General features: G+C 51.1%; 6 protein-coding genes. 4 read left to right on the forward strand and 2 right to left on the reverse strand.

Translation table 11 applies throughout. The features are described from left to right. Nucleotides 1-49: 49 nt before the first annotated feature. From KKH67_05810 to KKH67_05820, 3 genes are read left to right on the forward strand one after another with little or no spacing between them, the layout of a single operon-like run. A complete protein-coding gene (locus KKH67_05810; protein ID MBU1318700.1) occupies nt 50-1,456 on the forward strand; it encodes a TldD/PmbA family protein in 1,407 nt (468 codons plus the stop codon). Between the two features lie 4 nt (nt 1,457-1,460). Next, nucleotides 1,461-2,816 carry a TldD/PmbA family protein gene (locus KKH67_05815; protein MBU1318701.1) on the forward strand — a complete coding sequence of 452 codons (1,356 nt, stop codon included), beginning with the start codon at nt 1,461-1,463 and terminating at the stop codon, nt 2,814-2,816. Nucleotides 2,817-2,833: 17 nt separating this feature from the next. After that, nucleotides 2,834-3,622, forward strand: a complete 789-nt coding sequence (locus KKH67_05820; GenBank protein ID MBU1318702.1) for a DUF116 domain-containing protein — start codon at nt 2,834-2,836, stop codon at nt 3,620-3,622. 214 nt (nt 3,623-3,836) lie between these two features. Here KKH67_05820 and KKH67_05825 read toward each other — a convergent pair whose 3' ends face one another. Continuing rightward, nucleotides 3,837-4,943: a hypothetical protein gene (locus tag KKH67_05825; protein MBU1318703.1), complete on the reverse strand. Its 1,107-nt coding sequence runs from the start codon at nt 4,941-4,943 to the stop codon at nt 3,837-3,839. A 534-nt stretch (nt 4,944-5,477) separates the two neighbouring features. Between KKH67_05825 and KKH67_05830 the strand changes: the two genes are divergently transcribed. Further along, nucleotides 5,478-5,825: a hypothetical protein gene (locus tag KKH67_05830; GenBank protein MBU1318704.1), complete on the forward strand. Its 348-nt coding sequence runs from the start codon at nt 5,478-5,480 to the stop codon at nt 5,823-5,825. Between the two features lie 76 nt (nt 5,826-5,901). Here KKH67_05830 and KKH67_05835 read toward each other — a convergent pair whose 3' ends face one another. Beyond that, entirely contained in the window at nt 5,902-6,897 is a 996-nt protein-coding gene (locus KKH67_05835; protein MBU1318705.1) for a transposase, read from the reverse strand. Nucleotides 6,898-7,025 lie beyond the last annotated feature (128 nt).

A 7,025-nucleotide genomic window follows, 5' to 3' on the forward strand; every position in this document is an offset into this window, starting at 1 on the left:
GGAACAATGGGCAATGATTTCGTAATCTAGAGTATACTCCGGGAGGAATATGTTAGACAAGGACGTTATCCACAGACTAATTCAGATAATGCTCGACGGGGACGCTGATTTCTGCGATGTCTACTGCGAGGAATCGGCGTACAACGGCGTCACATCCGATGATAGAAAACTGAATACATCGCGGTCCGTGCAGTCGGGCATCGGTTTGCGTGCGGTCAAGGATTTCAACACATACTATACGGTTTGCCAGGACGTCACTCCCGAAACTCTGATCGATGCCGCGAAATACCTCGTATCCGGATTGTCGGTCGCATCTACATCTCCAAAGCAGCCTCTGATACTCAATTATGGCAATGGCAACGATCTTTACTCGCATGTGAAGACAGATCCGGCGGCGACCGAAATCGAGACGAAATTCGATCTCGTCAGAGAGGCGCAGGATACCGCGTGGGGTTATTCCGATAAGATCAAACAGGTGACAGCGCGATATTCGGATTTTCACCGCAACATTCTGATCGGATCATCGGAATCATCGGAGATAATCAAGCAGAGACTTGGCCTTGTCGAGTTCATGATCACGGTCTATGCAGGCAACGGAAAAGAAAGGCAACTCGGATGGGCCGGCAAGTCGTTCTATAAAGGCATGGAGGCGCTGACCGGCGATGATTCTCCTCGCAGATTCGCAGAGGCTGCCTGCAAACAGGCGCACACTATGCTCGAAGCCGCAGAATGTCCGCGCGGCGAGGTGCCGGTTGTTTTTGCGCCGGGCGAGAACGGCATTTTGTTCCATGAATCGTGCGGACACGGCATGGAGGCCGATCTAGTTATGAAGGGGAGTTCGTTTGCGGATAAGGTTGGCGAGCTGGTTGCATCGGAGAAAGTGACAATCCACGATGACGGCACCCTCCCCGGCTTTCCCGGATCGTATGCTTATGACGACGAAGCTGTGCCGGCTCAGGACACAATCCTGATAGAGAATGGACGCTTGACAGGCTATCTTCACGACCTTGTTACATCGAAGAGGCTCCGCCAGAGCCCAACCGGCTCGGGCAGACGGCAGAATTTCAAATTTCCTCCTATGCCGAGAATGCGGAACACATATATTGTCGCCGGTGAAGATGATCCCGAGGAGATCATCCGGACGACGACGAAGGGAATCTACGCGGCCGACGTCGGATTTGGCGGCCAGGTGGATGTCGTCACGGGGAGATTCATCACCAGCATTCTTCTCGGCTATCTGATCGAAGATGGCAAGCTGACGCGTCCTGTCAAAGGAGCGACAATCACAGGCATCGGCATGGATGCTCTGAAGGGTATTGATATGGTGGGTAATGATCTTGAGATAAACCACTCTCCGGGACGATGTGGCAAGGGTCAGGAAGTTCCTGTCGGAGTCGGAATGCCGACGCTGAGAGTGAAGAAACTGACAGTCGGCGGAACCGGGAGTAGTTTTTAGAGATATGTTTGATTCCGAATTTGCAGAAATGCTCATCGATGCGGCCCTGTCCTATGGCGTAGATGCTGCCGAAGTCTACTACTGCAAAACTAAGTCGACCGAGATCATGGCAGGTAACGGTCAGGTCGAGAAAGTCACAGCCAAATCAGACGATGGTTTCGCTGCCAGAGTGCTGAAGGATAATCGCAAGGCATTCGCATCTTCAAATTCCACAGACCGGAAGGCGGCAATTGATCTGGTCAAAGAAATCGCGAGGAGATGCCCACTCCATTCTCCCGATGTGTTCAATGTGATTCCTGAACCTGTTTTGTCGAAGGCTACGGGCGTCAAGGAGCCGTTCGATCAGGGACTCATGGAAATTCCGCTCGCGGAGAAGATTAACAAGATTCTCGAAGTAGAGAAGGCCGCAAAGGCGTATGATTCCCGAGTGCAGGGCTTTGGTTGGCTGCAATATGGCGATACTCTTCAGGATATTGCGGTGTACAACAGCCTCGGAGTGAAGGCGGCATCCAGGGGCACGGTTGTCTATGCGTACGCGTATGCAATCGCCGGTGACGACAGTTCGATTCAGACCGGCACATACGTCGATGCATCGGGATATTTTCACAAGTTGTCTGCCGATCATGTCGGTCGCACGGTCGCCGAGTACGCTGTGCGCATGCTTGGGGCTGAGTCAGCGAAAACCGGCGAGTACAAACTTCTGCTCCCGCCTGAAACGTCGTCTGCGTTTCTCGGTGCGCTTTCGGATATGCTCTCTGCAGATCAGGTGCAGAAAGGGAAATCTCCATTTCGCGACCTGCTCGGCCAGTCTGTGGCGGCGGCTAATGTGACTATAATCGACGATGGGCTCTTACCGGGCGGCCTTGCGACAAGCCTCTATGATTCCGAGGGCATGCCTACCGAGGAAACGGTTTTGATCCAGAACGGCGAACTGAAAGCATTCCTGTATGATTCTTATTGTGCGAAGAAGGGGGGCACGAAGTCGACCGGCAATGCCAGCAGGGGAACATATCATTCGCAACCATCGATTTCGCCGACGAATTTCTATCTGAAGCCGGGGAGCACGAAACGTGAGTCTCTGATCAGGTCGGTATCTGACGGTCTTTATATCACTGAAGTCTCCGGGCTGCATGCTGCGGTGAATCCGACTTCAGCCGATTTTTCGGTTCCCGCTAAGGCGCTGTTTGTCAAGAACGGGGAATTTGTCGGTGCTGCAGACAATATCACGCTGTCCGGCAATCTTCTGAAGTTCTTTGGCAGCATTGAGGGGATGGCTGACGATTTGGCATGGATGCCCTCCAGCGGGATGATAGGATCACCGACAATTCTTGTTTCGGATATAAAGGTCACTGGAAATTAATGACTGGGACGAAGTAGATGCACGATACTGCTGACAGCGATACTGAGAAAGTCTCAGACAGGAAACTCGGTGACGAGTGGCTGGATTGGGACGGTTCAATCGGCAGGACCGATCCGGTAAGGAAGGGTATTTTTGTCGGTGTCGCGGCAATAGCCGTCGCATTCGTTACCGGCTGTACTCGACTCTTTATCTGGCTTGTTGAGCCGAGGCTGTTTGGAATTGATCCTCTCATCTTCTCGATCACAAACTGGGCATCCTACTTTTTCTGCGGCATTCTTCTCCTTTGGCTGCTGTTTTTCTCCATCTCGTCGCTTGCGGGCACCTCGATTCTGGGCGGGCTGCTGATATTCCCGCACCCGGTGAACTGGCTGCTAAATATCGCTCTCAAAGTCGGCGGTATTCTTGGGATCTCCAAAGACAAGCTTATCAACTCATTTCTAAGAGTTCACAATATTCTTCTGCCTGGGCAGAAGGTGGTATCGCCGGGAGAGCTTTTGGTGCTACTGCCGAGGTGCCTCACCCGCGAGAACTTCGCTTACATGAGATCGCTGAGAGAGAAGTATAAGTTCGACATGGTAACGGCTGGCGGAGGTCAGGAAGCGCGAAAGAAAATCATGACTTCGAATCCGAAAGCGATCATTGCTATCGCTTGCGAGCGCGATCTCCTGAGCGGGTTTGTCGAAGTTAATCCTCGTATTCCGGTTGTCGGGCTGCCTATCATGCGCCCCGAAGGCCCCTGCAAAAACACCATCATCAATCAAGATGAATTCGAGTCCCTCCTGAGAAAGCTCTTCGTCGGGAAGTAGTTTCCTCAAGCTTGCTTTCGCACTCAATCCGTTTGCCCGGGACATCCGGTCTTTTTGAAAAACCGCAAATGTGTCCAATCGTCGTCATCGCGAGGAGCGACGCGGTGATCTCTATATCAATCAACACTATTGTGAAATGCGGAGATTGCCACGCTTCGCTCGCAATGATATCGTTTAGGGTTCTTCGAAAAGACCAGATGTCCCGGAATCACTTCTAACCTGTGCAGAGCTCATTGATGCGCCATGCCAACTGTGTAAGTGCGAGTCGAGGCGGTACGTTGCGGTAGAAGAGCTTCTGTGTTTCGAGCAGTTCGGTCATTGATTTGTGGATCGCATCACGGGTCTTGTATTTCTTTGCGATATTGCCCAGCTCAGCTTGATAGTCGCTATTCAGTAAGAAAGACTCCGGCAGATTCTCTTTGACGATCAGTACGTCGCGCAGAAATCCCTGCCACAGCTTGATGATCGCGAAAGCCTCATCGCGATTGCGCATGTCGACAGATTCGATAAGTGTGGAAAAACTTCTCTCTTTGTCACCCGTGGCGAAAATCTGAAACAGACTAATCGCCAGCTCTCGACGCTCAGAGATATCACTCTGAGACAGCCTGTATGCTTCGGAGAAACTCCCGCCCGATATGCGAGCAAACTGACGAGCTTCATCACTGGAAAGCCCCTTTACGTCGATGAGATACTTTTTGATGAATGAATCTGCGACCGGCACAAATCGGACTTTCTGACAACGCGATGCTACCGTTGCGGGGAGCCGCCGGATATTGTCTGTCAGCAGAATCAATAATGTCAGCGGCGGAGGTTCCTCGATAGTCTTGAGAAGAATGTCGAAACTCGTCTCCGGCATCCGCTCGACCTGCTGAAAAATCACAGCGCGATATCCCTGCTCGGTCGGTGTGGAATAAAGCGCACGCTTGAGCGCTCTGACATTGTCAACGAGTATGTTGGCAACTTTGCCGTATTCGACCGGCGCGAACGGATCGTCTGCCTTAGCCCGACGGAAAAACTGAGGTAACTCCGCCTCTTCGGTCTTGTTTTTTGGAGCTGGCATCGGAAAGAGGAGGTGCAGATCGGGATGCACAAGTTTGTGAGCGCGATTGATACACGCCTGCTTTTCGATCTCCGTGTCCCAATGCAGGGAGAGCACCTCGGCTGCGAGATTGATAGCAGCGTTCCACTTGCCATTGCCCTCGGCTCCGGAGAACAGATATGCCGAATGCAGCCGCCCCGATTTGAGGGCATTCTTCAGCAGCCTGCTTGCGGTTGGCTGGTATGGTATGTCGAACTGACTCGGCATATTGTCTTTGCTCATTTCTCCAAGGGGCAACGAGTCCTGAGTTTCGAAGGATCTACCGCCCACGGGAGGGGTAGATGTTGACTTCTTCTGTCGAGACAATATATCACCGCATATGGCCAAAGAAAAGCTTTTCTTCGAGCGAAACATCGCGGGTGCCCCACAGCTTGGGGCTTGTTGAAAAAGCCCCAAAACGCCCATCGCCGTCATCGCGAGGAGCGAAGCGACGTGGCGATCTCTATGTCAATCAAAGCTATTGTGAAACGCGGAGATTGCCACGCTTCGCTCGCAATGACGTGGCTCGGGGTTTGTCAACAAGCCCCTTGCTGTGGGATAGTCTGTTACGAGCGGTTTGGTTCGCATGTGACAGTTTTCGCTTGTTATGATCGTCAACCGGGCATACATTCAGATTGACTGAGTAAGTATATCGATATACAAGCAAAGAGTGCCGATATGGAAAGAACGCGGGCAATAGTTATCGAAAGGTGGTCATCCTTGCAGGCATGTCCCATCTACGGGCACGGTCCCACAGAGAGATGATGGAGGTGCAGGATGAGCCATAAACAAAATTGCCCGTGGTCACCGCGAAGATGGGGCACACTATTCTTGTGCGTTCATATCGGTCTGTACCTATTATGTACCTTCGTGCCAATCCTATTTGGATACCTCACCTGCCCTGATTGTTCCGATCTAGTCTATATTTTCCTGCTGCCGGCATTCTTCGATTTCCCATTTTCATACTTGCTAGCTAAGCTATTGGAGTTGCTGGGTGTCGACGTTGGGCAATACCTGTTTTACATAGTACTGTTTTTCGTTGGCAGTTTGTACTGGTATTCGGTAGGGCTGGTTATCGGTATCGGATTACAATTCATGAGACTGCACAGACAGAGACGTCAGTAACCAAACTGGAACAGTTGCCGGGTGCCCCACAGCAAGGGGCTTGTTGATCAACCCTGGTTTACGTTTAAGGTGAGCCTCATATGCGGCTGATTTGCGGAGACGGTCGGTTTTCGTTCCACAAATGATAAGAGAAGTGCCGGAACAAGCAGCCAATGGCTGTTTTCAGGGCTGAAAGAACTCTATAACACCCGTTAGTATGGGTGGCCAACCGCTTATAATTGATGACTGCTGCGATTAACAGACATTGCTGCTGCATCTTAGACATACCACGTCGCCAAGCCCGTCTCAATCCATGCCACTCTTTCGCCTCTGCGAATACTCCCTCTATCACCGGCGCTCGACTGCGATACAGTTTCTTGAAACTCTCGGTGCGACTATCCGCTCGAAGACGAATTAGGGCAGCATGATTGACTCCCACCTTTAATTGACGACGATCTGATTTGGTACATTTATCTTTAAGCTTACATTTACGACAGACACTTCGTAATCCCGCATAACGACGCTGATTAGGACGATCCTTGACTCGTCCTATATACTTCAAAATCTCGCCGGCAGGACAAGTAAAAACATCTCCACTCTCATCATAAACAAATTCCTCTACCGTGAAATACTTATCGCCTGTATATGTCCGCGCTTTTGGTGGCGGACTCACTAATCGGATTCCACGCTCATCAAGAGATGCCCGATTATTACCACTGGCATAGGCTGCATCGGCACAGACCGCCTCCGGAATAGTCTTCAAGCTCTTTACCGCTTCATCTATCACCTCCACCGCACTATCATGCTCGGAACTGTTAGCTGCCGTTACCGACATTCCAACTATGACACGCGAACGACCATCCGCCACAGTATGCTGCTTGTAGCCCGGTTCCAGTTTCTTATTGGGAAAATGACCAAAGCGGGCATCTGGATCTGGACTGTCAGACTTACCTACTCGATTACGATCCAGGTCAGCTCGGATTGTGGTTGCGTCTACATGCAATACACGACCCTCGATCAGTCCGCTCTTCTTGCACTGTGCTATGCTCTGCTCGAATAACTCGTTGAATACATCATCGCCGAATCGATCCAACGCAGAGATATTGTCAAGAGTTGTGGATGATTGTTTTGATGGTATCCTCAAGTTCTCCAGTTATGCGGCTTCCTTTATTTCTCCATCAACGAACTTAACACCTTCAATGACTTTGGTAATGAGTTTAT

The organism is Candidatus Zixiibacteriota bacterium (assembly GCA_018820315.1).
Classification (GTDB): domain Bacteria; phylum Zixibacteria; class MSB-5A5; order JAABVY01; family JAHJOQ01; genus JAHJOQ01.